Origin of the sequence: Nocardia sp. NBC_01329 (assembly GCF_035956715.1) — a bacterium.
Lineage (GTDB): Bacteria > Actinomycetota > Actinomycetes > Mycobacteriales > Mycobacteriaceae > Nocardia.
Genome location: NZ_CP108381.1, coordinates 2,891,975 through 2,907,808 on the forward strand (window position 1 = coordinate 2,891,975; position 15,834 = coordinate 2,907,808).

At 65.6% G+C, this 15,834-nt stretch carries 17 protein-coding genes and 1 pseudogene; 5 read left to right on the forward strand and 13 right to left on the reverse strand.

The genetic code is table 11. The features are described 5' to 3' along the window. The first annotated feature begins 26 nt into the window (after positions 1-26). Positions 27-989, forward strand: coding sequence for an ADP-ribosylglycohydrolase family protein (locus tag OG405_RS13055; protein WP_327151900.1), 963 nt, complete (start codon positions 27-29; stop codon positions 987-989). A gap of 83 nt (positions 990-1,072) precedes the next feature. Here OG405_RS13055 and OG405_RS13060 read toward each other — a convergent pair whose 3' ends face one another. Both OG405_RS13060 and OG405_RS13065 read right to left on the reverse strand, forming a co-directional pair. Further along, complete coding sequence (locus tag OG405_RS13060; RefSeq protein ID WP_327152324.1) at positions 1,073-1,426, reverse strand: UBP-type zinc finger domain-containing protein; 354 nt, start codon at positions 1,424-1,426, stop codon at positions 1,073-1,075. 370 nt (positions 1,427-1,796) lie between these two features. Next, entirely contained in the window at positions 1,797-2,744 is a 948-nt protein-coding gene (locus tag OG405_RS13065; protein WP_327151901.1) for a helix-turn-helix transcriptional regulator, read from the reverse strand. Between the two features lie 335 nt (positions 2,745-3,079). Here OG405_RS13065 and OG405_RS13070 point away from each other — a divergent pair, with 335 nt between their 5' ends. Further along, positions 3,080-3,901 carry an RNA polymerase sigma factor SigF gene (locus OG405_RS13070; protein ID WP_327151902.1) on the forward strand — a complete coding sequence of 274 codons (822 nt, stop codon included), beginning with the start codon at positions 3,080-3,082 and terminating at the stop codon, positions 3,899-3,901. 106 nt (positions 3,902-4,007) lie between these two features. On the opposite strand, the gene OG405_RS13075 is transcribed toward OG405_RS13070, so the two are convergent. The 7 genes and pseudogenes from OG405_RS13075 to OG405_RS13105 form a co-directional block, all read right to left on the reverse strand. Continuing rightward, on the reverse strand, positions 4,008-4,136 hold the full coding sequence (locus OG405_RS13075) for a hypothetical protein (protein ID WP_442790707.1): 129 nt from the start codon (positions 4,134-4,136) through the stop codon (positions 4,008-4,010). Positions 4,137-4,151: 15 nt separating this feature from the next. Continuing rightward, positions 4,152-4,959, reverse strand: a pseudogene (locus tag OG405_RS13080) (IS5 family transposase). A gap of 406 nt (positions 4,960-5,365) precedes the next feature. Then, positions 5,366-6,604 carry an MFS transporter gene (locus tag OG405_RS13085; protein WP_327151903.1) on the reverse strand — a complete coding sequence of 413 codons (1,239 nt, stop codon included), beginning with the start codon at positions 6,602-6,604 and terminating at the stop codon, positions 5,366-5,368. Positions 6,605-6,650: 46 nt separating this feature from the next. Next, complete coding sequence (locus OG405_RS13090) at positions 6,651-8,105, reverse strand: FxsB family cyclophane-forming radical SAM/SPASM peptide maturase (protein ID WP_327151904.1); 1,455 nt, start codon at positions 8,103-8,105, stop codon at positions 6,651-6,653. Between the two features lie 313 nt (positions 8,106-8,418). After that, positions 8,419-9,498: a hypothetical protein gene (locus tag OG405_RS13095; RefSeq protein WP_327151905.1), complete on the reverse strand. Its 1,080-nt coding sequence runs from the start codon at positions 9,496-9,498 to the stop codon at positions 8,419-8,421. A 188-nt stretch (positions 9,499-9,686) separates the two neighbouring features. Further along, the gene (locus tag OG405_RS13100) at positions 9,687-9,839 is read right to left on the reverse strand and encodes a hypothetical protein (RefSeq protein WP_327151906.1); all 153 of its coding nucleotides are present in this window, start codon (positions 9,837-9,839) and stop codon (positions 9,687-9,689) included. A gap of 247 nt (positions 9,840-10,086) precedes the next feature. Beyond that, positions 10,087-10,707, reverse strand: a complete 621-nt coding sequence (locus OG405_RS13105) for an integrase core domain-containing protein (RefSeq protein WP_442790708.1) — start codon at positions 10,705-10,707, stop codon at positions 10,087-10,089. 95 nt (positions 10,708-10,802) lie between these two features. On the opposite strand from OG405_RS13105, the gene OG405_RS29210 reads away from it, so the two are divergent. After that, on the forward strand, positions 10,803-11,207 hold the full coding sequence (locus OG405_RS29210; RefSeq protein ID WP_442790755.1) for a transposase: 405 nt from the start codon (positions 10,803-10,805) through the stop codon (positions 11,205-11,207). 238 nt (positions 11,208-11,445) lie between these two features. On the opposite strand, the gene OG405_RS13115 is transcribed toward OG405_RS29210, so the two are convergent. Continuing rightward, positions 11,446-11,934, reverse strand: coding sequence for a transposase (locus tag OG405_RS13115; RefSeq protein WP_327151907.1), 489 nt, complete (start codon positions 11,932-11,934; stop codon positions 11,446-11,448). 262 nt (positions 11,935-12,196) lie between these two features. Here OG405_RS13115 and OG405_RS13120 point away from each other — a divergent pair, with 262 nt between their 5' ends. Beyond that, positions 12,197-12,973: a hypothetical protein gene (locus OG405_RS13120; protein ID WP_327151908.1), complete on the forward strand. Its 777-nt coding sequence runs from the start codon at positions 12,197-12,199 to the stop codon at positions 12,971-12,973. Between the two features lie 105 nt (positions 12,974-13,078). Here OG405_RS13120 and OG405_RS13125 read toward each other — a convergent pair whose 3' ends face one another. Both OG405_RS13125 and OG405_RS13130 read right to left on the reverse strand, forming a co-directional pair. After that, a complete protein-coding gene (locus tag OG405_RS13125) occupies positions 13,079-13,675 on the reverse strand; it encodes an HD domain-containing protein (RefSeq protein WP_327151909.1) in 597 nt (198 codons plus the stop codon). A 59-nt stretch (positions 13,676-13,734) separates the two neighbouring features. After that, positions 13,735-14,553 carry an alpha/beta fold hydrolase gene (locus OG405_RS13130; RefSeq protein ID WP_327151910.1) on the reverse strand — a complete coding sequence of 273 codons (819 nt, stop codon included), beginning with the start codon at positions 14,551-14,553 and terminating at the stop codon, positions 13,735-13,737. A gap of 78 nt (positions 14,554-14,631) precedes the next feature. Here OG405_RS13130 and OG405_RS13135 point away from each other — a divergent pair, with 78 nt between their 5' ends. Further along, positions 14,632-15,456, forward strand: a complete 825-nt coding sequence (locus OG405_RS13135) for a helix-turn-helix domain-containing protein (RefSeq protein ID WP_327151911.1) — start codon at positions 14,632-14,634, stop codon at positions 15,454-15,456. Positions 15,457-15,599: 143 nt separating this feature from the next. Here the strand turns inward: OG405_RS13135 and OG405_RS13140 are convergent, their stop codons facing one another. Beyond that, complete coding sequence (locus tag OG405_RS13140; RefSeq protein ID WP_327151912.1) at positions 15,600-15,803, reverse strand: hypothetical protein; 204 nt, start codon at positions 15,801-15,803, stop codon at positions 15,600-15,602. Positions 15,804-15,834 lie beyond the last annotated feature (31 nt).

Sequence of the window (15,834 nt, forward strand, 5' to 3'; positions counted from 1 at the left end):
ACCCGGTCCGGCTACGATTCGACGCGATGCATATCGATTCGATGCTCGATTCGCTGGCCGGACTTTCGGTGGGGGACGCGCTGGGGCAGCAGTTCCCGGTCATGCGACGGTCCCTCACGCAACTCCGGGCAGGTGAGCTGCCCACCGAGCGGCCGTGGGCGTGGACCGACGACACCGAAATGGCCTGCAGCGTAGTCGCGGAACTCCTGCGCAACGGCTCGATCGATCAGGACCGGCTGGCCGCCGCTTTCGCGCGCCGGTTCCAGCCGCACCGCGACTACGGATTCAACACCGTCGGGGTGCTGCGCCGGATCGGCGCCGGTGCGCACTGGCGGGACGTGGCGGGAGCGCTGTTCGAGAACCAGGGATCCCGCGGCAACGGTGCGGCCATGCGGGTCGCACCGTTGGGCGCCTTCTACGCGGGCGATCCCGGAAGGGCCGCCGCCGAGGCGGCCAGGTCGGCGGAGGTCACGCATATGCATCCTGAAGGGGTCGCCGGTGCAGTGGCGGTGGCGCTCGCCGCCGCCGGGGCCGCCCGCGCTCGCCTGGCCGGAAACCGGCCCGGCCCCGCGGAATTCGTCGATTCCGTACTCGGCCATCTCGGCGACAGTGAGACGCGTGGGCTGATCCGCCGGGCGCGGTCACTACTCGGCGCCTCCACACAGGAGGCCGCGAATGAGCTCGGTAACGGCTCCCGGGTCACCGCACAGGACACTGTCCCGTTCACGATATGGGCAGCGGCGACACACCTGGGCGATTATCCGGCCGCCGTCGCCACCTGTATCGAAGCGGACGGCGATATCGACACCACCGGGGCCATCGTCGGCGGAATCGTCGCCGCCCACACCGGTGACCGCCCCGGAACCGGGGTGCCGCAGTGGTGGCTGGCCGCTCGGGAACCGTTACCCGGCTGGTTCGACCCGGACCGCCGGCCACCTCGGCCCAGCAGGTTCGCCCGCGTACGCCGCCGACTGGCCGGCCCGTCGTGAGGGAGGGGCGACCGTCTCGGTCTGTCGACGACCCTTGTACCCACATGTCCGGGAAGCGGTTCGGGACCGACCGGACCGGCGGGTCAGTGGATGTGGTCCTGCCAATCCGCCGGAACCCGGTCCTGCGGCCCCGGCACGGTCTGGGTGCGCGGATGATCCCGGGGCGGAGCGAGTTCCGGTCCCGCACCGAACATCTCACCGGACCGGTAATCCCAGAACCAGTCCTCCCCCGGTTCGAAGCTCTGGACGAACGGGTGCCCGGTCGCGGCGAAATGGGCAGTAGCGTGCTGGGCGGGGGACGAATCGCAGCATCCGATATGCCCGCACTGCGCACAGCGCCGCAGATGCACCCACCAGCCCCGCGCCGCTTCACACTCGACACATCCCGGGCCGCTGGGCGGCACGGCCGGGTCGATGCCTTCGATGGCCTGAGACATCATCTACCTCCGCGACTCGCGACGAACCGGTGACAACGCGGACCGCGTGATGACGCGGGTAGCGCGGGGCCGACAGCGAGCTTTCCGAGCCGTACCGGCCACGATCGGTGACCCTACCGCGTCCGCGGGGCCGATCGGCCCCGCGCAGGCGAATCATGCGAGGTCGTGTCCCGCATCGCCGGATACGAGCAGCCGGCGACGGCCACACTCATCCGCTTACCCGGCATCTCCGTCGCCGCGTCCCGTTTCACCGGTTACGACTCCGGGTAGGCGACTGTCGATGCCGATGCGGAAGGAGAAGGGCCGATGCGGAAGGAGAAGGGCCTATGCGGAAGGAGGAGGTAGGTATGGCGGATAGGCGAGCCCACGGTCAGGCATGCAGAACCTCCGACGGTGGGCGCCCGTAGTGGTTGCGGTAGGCGATGGCGAAACGGCCCGGGTGGGTGAACCCCCACCGGTAGGCGATGGTGGCGACGGTCTGTCCGTCCCCGGCCCGCGCGGCCCGCAGATCCTCGTGGGCGCCGGCCAGGCGCAACCGCCGCCGATACCGCAACGGCGTGGTGCCGAGGTGACGGCGGAACGCCAGCTGCAATGCCCGGGGCGTCACGAATGCCGCGGCCGCGACCTCGGTGATCGTCACATCCTCGTGCAGGTGGGACTCCAGGTAGGCGACGGCACGACGCACCGTTTCCGGGTGGGCGTCGCGGCGGTCGGTGGCGGCGGGCTCGGTCACCGCCGTGGTGGGCATGGTCGCGAGAACGGTCGCGGCCAGGTAATCGGCGCCGGTGGCCGCCAGCAGTGGGCTGCCGACGGTCGCCGGGTCGGTGGCGACGCGTTGCAGATGAGTGATCACCGCGGTGAGCTGTCGATTCGCGGTGGGGCTCACCGGCCGGCGCCCGCTGATACGGACGGGTCGCGTCGAGCCGTTCGTGGCCGCGAGACGGTCCAGCAGCTCCGGTTCGAACATCGTGATGTCGTAGCGCGAGGAGCGAACCACCCCGGAAAACGGCAGGTCGTGCGGGGTGAGCAGACCGGAATCGCCGGGGGTGAAGACGTTCTGTCCCGTGTTGTGGTAGTTCTCCTCGACCGCACCGGAGTGCACGGTGACCAGGCAAACCTTGTTCAACGGGTCGGCGTCGTAGGCCATATCGAATCCCAGGTCGAGCCGATCCAGGCTGACGGGGCCGAGCATGTCCCGGCGGATGCGGGTGCGCACGCTGCGGGGGCTGTCGTTGCCGATCTCCATGTGGGTGTAGGCATCGTTGAGGAATTCCTCGGTCGCGCCCAGATCCTCACTGTCGAACACCAGACTCCGCATGACCAGCCTCTCCGGTCGATCCAACCCACCGCCGAACCTCAGAAATGTGGAACGGCGGCCATTCTCTTCTACGACACCATGTGCGCTCGTCCGGATCAACCGGGGCGGCGAACGCAATGGCCCGCCCCACACCGCGACCACCGCAGACTCGACCCCGGCACGGACCCGATGCGCCCCTACTCACAGTCCGGATAACGAAGCTCTTCCCCCGAAAAGCGTTCACATAACGAAGAAGACCCGCCCGTCCTGATTGCCCCCACCCGAACGCGGTAGCCCGGGATCGTCGCCCTCCCGCGGCACATTTCGCGCGGAGGTAACGGAAAGCGAGGTTCTCGATGACGACTGTGGCCGCATACGACGCCCCCACCACCGCACACCGCGCCAACCGCGGGACCGACAGCTACGACGGGATCGAACCGCTGTTGGAACAGCTCGCGACAATGGACGCCGCCGACCCTCGGCGTCCGGGGTTGCGGGAGGTGATCATGCGCCGATGCCTGCCGCTGGCCGATCACATCGCCCGCCGGTTCACCGGCCGCGGCGAGAACTACGAGGATCTACACCAGATCGCCTCGCTCGGGCTCGTGCTGGCCGTCGACCGATTCGACGCCACCCGGGGATCGAGCTTCGTGGCCTTCGCCGTTCCCACGATCATGGGCGAGGTCCGCCGCCATTTCCGGGATCACACCTGGGCGGTCCGCGTCCCGCGGCGGGTCAAGGAAACCCAGGTCGCCCTCGGGCCCACCATCGAACGCCTCAGTCAGCAGCTCGGCCGGACGCCGACCGCCCTCGATATCGCCGTGGAGATGAATCTCGATCTGAACGAGGTCACCCAGGCCCTGCTGGCCGGGAATGCCTACCGCACCGATTCACTGGACGCCTCGGCCGAGCAGAACGACAGCAGCGGGGTATCAACGAAGAACACCGACACCCTCGGCGACGAGGATCCCTCCTACGAGCTCACCGAGAACGCGCTCACCATCGCACCCCTGCTGCAGGATCTGCCCGCGCGGGACCAGCGGGTGCTGCATATGCGGTTCTTCGAGAACCGGACCCAAGCCCAGATCGCCGCGGAATTGAACGTGTCGCAGATGCAGATCTCCCGCATCCTGACCCGGACACTGGCCACCCTGCGCGAACGTGCTCTGCGTGATTGACCCACCCGAATCCGGCGCCCAGCACGCCGCTCGCCGGGAAGGTCGCGCGGGATCGAGTGACGATTCGCCACAATCCTCAGTGAGCGTCCGGGAACTTCGGTCATGCTCAGGCGAGTCGGCGTGACATGGTCATGATGGTGGCGATGTAAACCATGGCTTCGTGGTGGTCGGGGCGGGTTTCGTAGTCGCGGACACAGCGGCGGTGTTTGCTGATCCAGGCGAAGGTTCGTTCCACGACTAAGAGGGTGTCTTATGTGGAGAGTTTCTTGTAGCAGGTGAGCGCGGCGGCGAGTTGGAGAAATGCTGCGAAGAGACGGCCGTGGCGTTCGTAGCGGATCGTCAACCGCCGATATCCGGTCAACCACGCGATCGTGCGCTCGATCTTCCACCGATGACGGCCCAGCCTCAGGGGATCCTCGATCCCACGACGGGCGATACGAGGCACTATCCCGCGAGCGCGCAGCCAGCGGCGATGGACGTCGTAGTCGTACCCCTTGCCCGCACGCAGCTTGGCGGGTTTGCCACGGCGCGGGCCACGCACCGACCGGACCCGCGGAATCGAGGCGACCATCGATTGCAGCATCACCGAGTCGTGAGCATTCCCGGCGGAAACACCAGTGACCAGCGGGATCCCGTTCGCATCGGAGACGACATGGAGTTTCGATCCCTTCTTCCCGCGATCGACCGGACTGCGACCGGTCAGAGATCCCCCTTTTTCTTCCGTATCGACGCTGCATCCAGGTTCGCCGCACTCCAGTCGAGCTCGCCGGCGGCTCCGAGCCGGTCCAGTATCTCCCGATGCAACGCATCGAACACCCCGGCATCGGCCCACACCATGAACCGTCGATGCGCGGTCGCACGCTCACCCCGAACGACGGCGGCAGGTGCCGCCACGCGCATCCGCTGGTCAACACGAACACCACCGCCGTGAACACCGCCCTCTCGTCCACCGGAGCGGTCCCACCACCCTGCGGTCTGGGCGTGAACTCCGGCAGCAACGGTTTCACAATGTCCCACAACGCATCCGGGACCAGTCTCTCAGCAAACCTGTCGACCACGGATCACATCATGCCGGACAACGAATTACACCCACGTAAGACACCCTGTAGTAGATCGTCATCGACAAAAGCCATCAATAAACTGACCTCACGTCGGGGGACTTCGGCGGTTGATCAGGCTCTCGAATGGAGCCGTTTCGCATGTCGAGCGTTCGAGTCGAGACCCACGAGGGCGGGTCGTCCTACCCGCGAATCCTCTTTCGCGTCGTGAACCCCCGAACCGGAAAGACCATCCAAACCTCCGAGTCGTTCATCGATCACGACGCCGCGCTCGCATGGAACAGGATCCTGGACAAGGTCGGCGCCGAGAAGGCGTGCGAGATCCTCGCCTCCGGGCAGGCCGCGCGGGCGGTGAAAACCGTTACCCTGCGCATGTTCACGCAGGACGCCGAGCCCGCACGACAGCTCACTCCAGCGGCGCGCCGTAACTCGCCGAACGGAGCGCGGTCGGACGCGCAGACCGACTCACGTTCACGATGCCGGCCAGTAAACACATCAGCGCAAGCGAAATCCACCCCGTTGGACCAGGTCCCAACAGTGACAGCAAATAGCCGGCGGCGAGCGAGCCCAATGCCGCCGCACCGTTGGTCATCAGTCCCATCGCCGCGACGGCGCGGCCGAATACTTGCTCAGGGATGACTTCGACTTGATAGATCGTCAACGCCACACTGCACGCCACGCCGATGCCGCCGATGCCGCCCGAGCATAGTGCGAGTACGAAGGCGTTGTCGCTCACTGCGATCGGGATGAGCAGCACCGTCCACACACACAACCCGGTGCGATAGATCAGTGCGGCAGGGAAACGGGTGGTGATCCGGGCTGCCACCACAGCGCCGAGGATTCCGCCGACGCCTGCGGCGGCGAGCACGACGCCCGCGATCCAAGCCGGACGTCCGTCATAAGTCAGTTCGAACAGGATCAGCAAAAGCACGATCTGAATGATCATGTTCGACAGTGCGGCGACCGTTGTCGACAGACGCAGTAGCGGTTCATTCCATACGACGCGTACGCCCGCAGCAATATCGCGTATGCTCGGCCGCGCCCGGGGCGCCACCGGCGTCGCAGGCTGCTCGCGGCGGATCAGCGATAGGGCGACCAGACAGTACAGATAGGAGGCGGCGTTGACGGCGAACGGCAGCCAGCGCGCCAGCCCGTAGATCGCGCCGCCCGCGGCGCGCCCGATGAGCAACGCGATCGGCTGTTCGGACTCGAGGAACGAAAAAGCTGCCTTACGTTGAGATTCGGGCACGACATCACGCACCGCACCGACCTCGCAGATTTCGATGAAGACGTACACGGTGCCCTCGAGGAACGCGGCGACGATGATCATCAGCGCGAGCCCCTGTGGATCGGCGACGACCGCCGCCGTCACCACGCATGCCGAGAGGAGCCCGACCAGCTGGCAGATCCGGAGTACGCGGATCCGGTCGTAGTGGTCCGCCACCACACCGGCGGCGGCCTGGAAGATCAGATTCGGTGCGCTGAGCGCGAATCCGGCCCAACCGGCGATGGTGGGGGAATGGGTGAGCGCCAAGGCGAGCAACGGCGTGGCGATGCGGGTGCAGTGAAATCCGATCAGCGACACCGCATTTCCCGACCACAGCAAGGCGAAGTTCCGATTGCCGCGCAGTCCGGGGTCAGTCATGGTCGAGCTCCTGTGAGGTCCGGAGAGCTGGCCGAGGCAGGTGGTGTCAGGCGGGCGTGTGGCTTTCCGTGCCACTGATCGCCAGTGCCGCTTCGAAATCGGCGCGCACCCGCGATTCGATGTGTGTGATGAGCTTGGTCAAGTCCGCGCAGTACACGGACCGGTTGCGGAAGCCGGCGCCCTCCCGATAGCGATGCACGTAATGCCCACCGCCGCAGACGGTGTGGATCGGGCACGCGAGACAGGTATCGCTCAGCGCGGCGGCGCCGATCTGACGGGCCACGATCGACGGATCCGACAGCGCCACATCGAACATGTTGCCGCTGCCCCGAACCGGAATTCGCGCGGCACCGTCGAACACCGACTTCAGTTGGTCGACCTGTTCGAGCGAGCCATCGGGTTCGATGGTGGCCGTGCGGATCGGCGACAGTCCGACGGATTCCGAACCCGCCTGGCCGCCCAGCAGTAGCTCGATGATGTCACCGAACAACCGCACACTGGTTTCCCGTACCGGTGCGCCATACCATCGGTCGAAAACCGTGATCAGCCAGTCGGCATACGGCGTCTCGGCGGAGTCCGGTATGCGACCCGGTGGTGGCGTCGTCCAATTGCCGTGGGGAAGAAGGAAATCAACTGCCGGCGGCGCAAAGGGAAGCATTGCCTCGTAGGTCTGCACGGGGTCGTTCCTCACGTCGACGGTGCACAGCAGTCCTGAGAACAGATGCCGCCGGTGCGGAGGCATCAGCTGCTCCAGTCCGGCAACGACACGGGCATAGCTACCGCGGCCGGCACGATCGAGCCGATGCCGGTCGTGCTCCGGTTCTCCGCCGTCGAGGCTGACACCGATCTTGACGTTCCACTGGTCGCAGATGCGCAGTACGTCGTCGTTGATCAAGACCCCGTTCGTCTGAATTCCCAGGCGCACCTCAACAACCGGATCCAGGATCTCCCGGGCGGTCCGTGCGAAGTACTCCAGATCGCTTGGCCCGACCAGCAGTGGCTCCCCGCCGTGGAAAACGAGGTCGAGCACCGGCAGTCCGAAGTGGACCGCGTGTTCCTTGATCTTCTGGCAGGCGCCGAGGAAGATCTGCCGACTCATCGCCTTCGGCTTGGACCGCCAACTCTGATCCGCCATCTCGTACATGTAGCAGTAGTCACAGGCCAGGTTGCAGCGGCCGTGGATCTTGACCACGAACTCGTAGAACGGCAACGGCCGCCACCCGTCACGCTGTAGTGCGGAGAATTCCGATGACCAACCATGCCAAGGCAATTCACAAGGCTGTTGCTCCATCAGTTCTGATCCTCTCGTTGTGATGCGCGACCGCTGGCACTCGGTGCGGCGAACCCGTGGACGGCTCCGCGCGTCGGCACGTCCACGGGTCACGCACTTGTCCGGACTACTCGGCGGGGGCGAGGAAGGAGCTGAAGTTGCTCCGCTTTCCGGCACGCGCTTCGTTAAGGTGTCGCTGCAGTGCCTCACGCAGGGCGGGTCCGGCGGCACCCATCAATGCCTCCGAGTTACGGTTCGCGAGTTCGGCGAGATTACCCATGACGTATCTACCTTTCGAGAGCTGTTCCTGATTCCCGGAACCGCGCAGCACAGATTCACCGGCCGTTCATCCGCGGTTATCGGTGCACGGGAAACTGGGACTTCAACCGGGATATCAGAGGACATCCCGGCGGGCCAATCGTAACGCGACCGATGTCTGCCCGCGTTCCCCAGCGTTGAGAATGCGTCCGTAACAACCACTCTCGACGGTATCGTGTGCTTATCTGTTTCTCATGGAGAGTGGGATGTCAGTGGCCCCACCGGACTATTCCGGGGCGAGACATAGGGCTGCCCGTGCCGTTGCGTAAGTTGTCATGGGCACGCCGAGTTCGACCGCGCGCAGGTATTCGTTTCGCGCCTCACGCTTTCGCCCAGTGCCGAAAAGGAAGTCCGCCAGGCGGACACATCCCTTCGGATCGAGCGGATCGTGATCGACGAAGCGGCGATAATAATGCTCAGCCGACTCCAGATCACCAGCGTCCCGAGCCGCACGGCCACGCGTCTCCAGCAGCGGATGTAGATTCTCCAGAGCAGGCAGCGAATTTGGGTTGCACTCCTCGTCACAGGCTTGGACCGCGGCCTCTTCGGCCATGTCCAGCATCCACCTGACACTGTCGTGATCGCCCTTGAGATACGGCACGAAGCTGACCCCTCGCCAGTAGCAGCTGTGTAGCAGCAAACCCTCACCCTCGACCGGAATGGACCCGAGCAGCGGCTCCGCGACTGCCGCCCAGCGCTCGACGTCGGCGAGCTGCCCACCCGAGAGCGCATGGTGGACGACCAGGTTGACTGCTGCTCCGAGGCGCACAGTGCCCGGTAAGTGCTCGTCCAGCGCAGTACGAGCAGTGAAGTCGTGCACTCCCGTGGCGGCATCACGATCGCCAGGATCGAGCTGCAGAAGCGCGGCGTCCCGTCTGGAGGCCAGTGCTCGCGTCTCGTACTCCGAGGCATCGTGATTGCCGGGCGCGACGAGGGCAACGATCATCTCCCAGAATGCCAGCTTTGCAAGGACCTTCACCACCCGCAGCTGCTGGCGAGTAGACAAGCCATCCCAGTTCTCCACCTGTTCACAAAGGAACTCCCATTGTGGTGATCGCCGCCCCGCCGCCAGTTCTCTCGGATCGTTCAAGAACGGAATCTCCGGAGATTCGAGCGAGATCAGCACCCGCAGCAAGCAAGGCGAAGCGACCTGATGGAATGGAAGCGGTTCGTCGGCCAGCAGCTTTACGCCGAGGTTGGCCGCTACTCGTGCATGGATCGGACCGGCATCGCTACACAGATCGGAATAGGCGGCAAGTCTCGAGGCCCGAGTATTGCCGTTGGCAAGGCCATTGGGAGGATTCATCGTTCAATCCCTCGGGCGCAATCCCACGCCTGCGTGCGCTGTTGCTCCCTGCCGTGGGGGAATTCGCCAGGATAATGGTCCATCGGTTCTGATCCTCTCGTTGCGATGCGCGTCCAAGCATTCGATCCGCCGAACCCGTGGACGGCTCGGCGCGTCGGCACGTCCACGGATCGTGCGCTGTGCCCGGACTACTCGGAGGGCGCGATGAAGGAGTGCAAGTGGCTGCGCTGCTCGGCACGCGCGTCGTTCAGGTGTCGCTGCAATGCCTCGCGCAGGGCAGGGCCGGCGGCACCCATCAATGCCTCCGAGTTACGGTTCCCGAGTTCGGCGAGATTGCCCATGACGTATCTACCTTTCGAGAGCTGTTCCGGATTCCCGGAACCGCGCAGCACACATTCACCGGCCGCTTATCCGCGGTTATCGGTACACAGAGAGAATCGGATTCAACTGGGGAATTGATGACATCCCGGCAGTGGAACCATATCGCGACCGGCATAGAAGCACCTTTGGCCGCCTCCCAACGCTGAGAAACCGATTGCGGCGCAGTCCTTCTCAATGCTTGTGCTGGCGGTGGTCGCCGCCAGCCATCTACCTCGAAAGCTTTGGGCCCTCCCGATGCTGGAGCAGTGCGTGAGCAGTCCCCGATAACGAGTCCACCCGGGACCAGAGCCAGGTGATGTCGTTCCGTGTTCGGTTGACCCCGCACGCCACCGGGTGGTGGGTGTGGGCGCAGCCGGCTGCGTACTCCGCCGGTGTCCGGTACCCCAGCGCGGGATGCCGGTTCCGGGCATTGTGGTCGTTTTTGAAGTCGCCGATCACCACTCTGGCCTCGAGCAGGCTGGTCCAGTGGTTGCGGTTCAAGCACTCGGTCCGTAGTCGCCGGTTGAACGATTCGATGAACCCGTTGTTCCACGGAGTACCAGGCGGTATGTAGTACATCCCGACCTGTCGGCGCAGAACTGTTGCAGCGCAACGGATACCATCGACAGCCGAGTCGAATTGGAAGTCCAACGCCCACAACACCTTCGGTGCGTCGGCCTCGACCGGCGGTACCGACGACACCCCGGCGCGTTTGCGCGGGTGATGCTCGCGGACCTGCAGCCCTTCCTCCCGCCACAGCCGGTGGACCTTCTTGATGTTCACACCGCTGCCCTCGTCGAACCGCGGCGCGGCCCACGCTCGGCGGAACCCGTGACCCTGGTGTTTCACCGCGTAGGACCGCAGCCAGGCCCGCAACGCGGCGTCCGGGTCGGCCGGAGTCGCCGCGACGGGCAGCCGTGGACAAGCTCATGACGGTCATGGGCATGTCGCAGCGGTTCGCGGCCGACGAACTCACCGCTGCTGGGAAGACCGGTGAGGAGATCGCCGCCGACCTCGGGATCTCCGCGGCCACCCTCTACAACTGGCGACGCCAGTACGGCGGCCTCGACACCGACGCCGCGAAGGAGCTCAAAGAGCTCCGTGAGCAGAATCACGGCGCAGTTTCCGCACGATGTCCTCGGCGGAGTGCCGTTTGCGTCCTGCCATGTGGATCAGTGTCCTCTCCTGGCCTCTATCAAGCCGAACGGGACTCTAATACCAGATGGACTCAGCTACTGGGGGCGGCTCAACGGCATACCGGCAGTTTCCGGATGAGTCGGGGTACTCCGTGCGCGGCTCACCCTGTCGTCGCACTCGTTGGGTCACCGGTCATCGCCTGGCAGCGGTAAAGGGTGTTTTCTCGGAGAATAGTTCGTACTCGATGGGGGTGCGGTAGCCAGTATGGGTAAGGAGAACATCTCCGCTATCACCCCTCACGGGCCAGCGACTGAACGCACGGTCTGGCGAGAATCTCAACAGCGGCGACGAGGATTCCGGGTGCGGCGCTTGGTGGCCGGGTCTAAAATTTTCCCTTGGAAATCTCCCGCAACGCGTCTTTCTCCAGCTCGGCGTCGGCGAGAAGCCTTTTCAGCCTTGCAGCACCCCGCAGACCCAGTGCCGGAACGCGGGTTCCGGCGACGGTTGGTCACAGCGCTGAGTCGCTGCCTGGCGCTTGGCCGCACCTCGGCGAAGGGCCGGCGCCGCCGTCGGGGTGGCCCCGCGGCCTGCGCGCACCCGGATCCGGTCACGCAATACATCGGTAATACGTTGCCGAACAACGGCTTTGGTCCATCGAGAGAAGATGTCATAGACCGTCGTCGGGGGCGGGAAGTCGGTGGGCAGCGCCCGCCAAGCGATACCACCGCGCACCAGGTAGAAGATCGCGTCCAGCACCAGACGGCGGGGATGTTTCTCACCGCGCCCACCCTTGCCTGCGGTGTTGCCCGGCGCGGGCAGCAGCGGTTCGAGCAGCTCCCATTGCTCGTCGCTGCACGAGGACGGATACGCCGAACACGGCCCCGGCGACTCTCTGTGGGCCGGGCATGACGAACACAGACAACTCAGCGATACTGACACACGAACTCCTGGCAGAACATGGGCTCGACAACCGCTGATCTACCTAAAGTTCTTCATGTTCCGGCCACACCACGCCAGTCCGACATCATTCACCTGCAACCACGTCCACCGAACCGGCACCACCGAACCCAGCGCGGCCGAATTCGCCGACAACTCACCGCCGGCCAAAGCCCCGAATTTCGCTACCTCTCCCAAAGACGATGCGGGGAATGTTCGCAAATAACAACTGGTTTGGCTGGAACACGGCTGCCATGATGAGGCGGTGACCAGAATCGACACGGCCGCCGCGCTGGAGCAGTGGCTGGAGCAGCGGGGGTGGTTCGAGGACTCACCCGCCCCGCTGATCGATACGAGCGAACTCCGGTCCCTCGGCTGCATCACCCTGCGATTGGAGGAGCACTTCAGGTCCGGTTGGACGCCTGGCTCCGCAGAGGTCGTGGAGCCGTACTTGGTGATCGCTCGGAATGTGATGCGGTACAACTCGATCCCGGCGTGGTCGCCGGACCACATCGTTGAAGAGGTCGATGGGGGCGGAACCAACGAAGGGCTATTCCTCGAAATCGACTTCCCCGGTCTCGTGCGAATCGAGTGCACCGAGATCGACGTGGAGCGACTTCCCGCCGAATATCATATGGTTCCACCGTGGACGAGTGGCGTGAATTTCACCCTCACCACGACGGAAGGAGAACTGCCGCCTGCCGAATTTTGGCGCGACCAAGCGGAAGAACGAATCGGCAACTCGGTCGTCTGGCGAACATTGGGTGGCCCCGCGGGTTCGCCCCGGGACTACGCGGGCTGGTTCCTGGAACTGAGCGAACTCGTGGCGGACACCGAGCACGGCGTCTTCTGCTTCCACGCCAGCGCCGAAGCGGAGGGCTGGCGAGTCAATTTCCAGCGGACCGCAGCGGACGACGCGCTGTGGCAAGCGGTTCAAGCGACCGCCGCGATTTTCACCGGCACAGTCAACTCCGGAAACTGCACCTTCACCACCCCTGAGTGGGAGCGCTATCTCTGCACCGGTGAATTCCCACAACCGTGACCACACGCCGCTCAACGACGCGCGGTCCGTATGGCTGGCTCTGTTCGAGAGATGAACCCGCCGACAACTCACCACCGGTCACAGATGACGAGATTTCCCGGACGCTCACTCAGCGACGACCGGATAGCGCGCTTGAAAAGCGAGTCTGCGGTCGGCGTCTGCGGCGATCCGATCGAGCTCGTCGTCGAGTGCCATGAACACCTGCCACGGCTCTCGGCCGCCGGCAGCAACGAGTAGCTGCACCACCGACTGCTCGAGCGCGGGAACCCGCTTCGCCTTCCAGATCTTGTCGGCGAGAGCGACGAGCAGGTCATCCACTCCGATATCGACGGTTGTCCAGGATCCGTGGGTGCGTGCGAATCGAGCCGACCCCTCATCGAAGCCCCGCGACAGGAGCAGCTCGTACCCGGCTTGCTCGTGGGCCGAGCCCGGTCCCGACAGCTCATCCGGATGGATGATCTTTCCGATGTCATGCGTTGCCGCACCGAACAGCATCGCCGGCCGGTCGAACCGCACACCTGGGTGATGTTGTGCGACCCAGTCGGCCAATTGCCGAGCCACATCGTGGACCGCGCGAAGGTGAGCACCCAATCTCGGCGGGGTATCAAGGCTTTCCAGGAGAACTTCCACCTGCTCCGGCAACGACCTCGATATCGCAGAATCCGGATCGGCCAGGGCCCGGCGCAGCAGAACGGAAGTCACCCGGCACAGGGTAGCCGAGGAAGGCCGGATACTCCTCGGATCAGGACGTCCGGACCGTCCTAGAGTGCGCGGCCGAGGATCGAGCGGGCGAGGGCGTCGCTGTCCTCGAGCATCGCGATATGCCCGACTCCGCGAAGGTATTCCAGCTCGGCACCCGGCACCGCCTCGTACTGGCCCGCCGATGCCGGGTCCCAACGAGGGTCGGAATCTCCGAAGATCACCCGGACGGGCTTTCCGGCGTCGACGAGGCGCTGGGGCACAGTCCGCGCGGCGATGTAATCACTGTTGGCGGCGAGAATCGCGCGGAAAGCTCGATAAGACGTCCTTCGCAAGTCGGCCGCAGCCCCATCGGGCACCGTGATCGGGGCCGCCGCGGTCGCTGCCAGTCCGCGGCGGATCATCGACTCGGTACGGAGCGCCCACACGAGCGGACCGAAGAGCGGCGAGGCGACCACCCGCATGATCGCCGGCTCGGGGAGTAGGGCTGCGAGACTGGGCCCCGTACTGACCAGGACCAGTTCGCCGACCAGGTCCGGACGCCGTTCCACGAGGGCAGTGGCGACGTACCCTCCGCTGGAGTGACCGACCACCGTCGCATTCTGGACGCCGAACTCGTCCAGCACCGTCGCCACCCGCTCCGCCTGCTGGGGAACGGCGTACGTCGACGCCGGCTCGGACCGGCCGCAGCCCGGAAGATCGATCGTGATCACCCGATACTCGGCGGCGAGCGCCGGCACCACCGGCTCCCACGTCGAACCGGTGGCGCCCGAGCCGTGGACGAGTAGCAGGGGCGGTGCCGCCGGGTTCCCGTCGAGGACGACGTGCAATCCGTGGACAGTCGTATCCTCGCGGGACCGGGCGGGACTCGATTCGCTCATGCCGACAGCTTCGCCGCGGGCCGACGACGCCGTATTGGACGAATGTCACGGTATCCCGAACCGGCTAGTCTGGAACGCATGACCGCGACGGGCAGATGGGACTGGAGCCGGGTCGACGTGACCGTCCCGGCCCGCCCCCCGGCTCCGGGAGTCCAGATGGCGGGTTTCCGGTACCACGACGTCGCCCCCGTCGATATCACGATGATCCCGCATCCTTCCGTCACGGTCCTGCTCGATCTCAGCGAGAACGGAGTCGTCTACGACGTGCTCGGGCGCCCGGTCACCGGAAACGCGATCGTCGGCCTCCGGGCCGGCACCTTGCGCATCACCGGCGCGGGGACCGGCGACGTCCTGCAGATCCGGCTGTCCCCGGTTGTCGCCGCAGCGATGCTCCGAGACAGCGGCATCATCGGCGGCACCGTGACACCGCTACCGGAACTGTGGGGCAGCGGCACTGACATCTTGACCGAGCGACTCCGTTCGATGCCGTCGTGGGACGACCGGTTCGCACTCGCGACCGCGTTCCTCCGAAGCCGGGTACCGCGCGAATTCGGTGTCGCACCCGAGATCGCGTACGCCTGGGGCCGGACCGTCCACACCAGCGGCCTGGTCCGCGTCGAAACCCTCGCCGCAGAGACGGGCTGGACCCGCCAGCGACTCTGGTCGCGTTTCCGGACCCATGTCGGGGTCTCGCCCAAGCATGCGTCCGAACTGGTCCGCTTCGACCGTGCCGCCCATCTTCTGGCGGTGGGACGCTCGCCGGCGGATGTCGCCGCCGAGGCCGGCTACGTCGACCAATCCCATCTCCACCGCAGAACCAAGGCGATTACCGATATGACCCCGACCGTCGTCGCGAGGGCACCGTGGCTGGCGATCGACGAACGCGCCTGGGCGCCGTCCTGATCCCCGCGGTCGAACGACCATCTACGGCCCGCCCGCCGGGAGCGTGCGGACCGGGGTGAGCACGGCCGGTCACGCTGGGCCGGCCTGCTGTCCCGCCGGGTCGCACCGGAGTCGCGTTCCCGTCGCGGGCCCGTCCGCTTCGTTCAGACTTCGCTTCGTGCCGGCAACGCCCCGAGCGCACGAATGGCCGCCGCGGTCTCGCGCTGCGCTTCCGCGTGCGCGAGGGCAGCATGTGCCTGTGCCTGCGCGATCACATTGCGCCGCTCCGCTCCGCTGACCGTCTCCCCGGCGGTAAGGCCACTGAGTAGTGCCTCGGCGCGCTGCTTATGAGTGGTGTAGTCATCCATCGGGCGATTCTCGCACCCTGCCCCCGTCGTA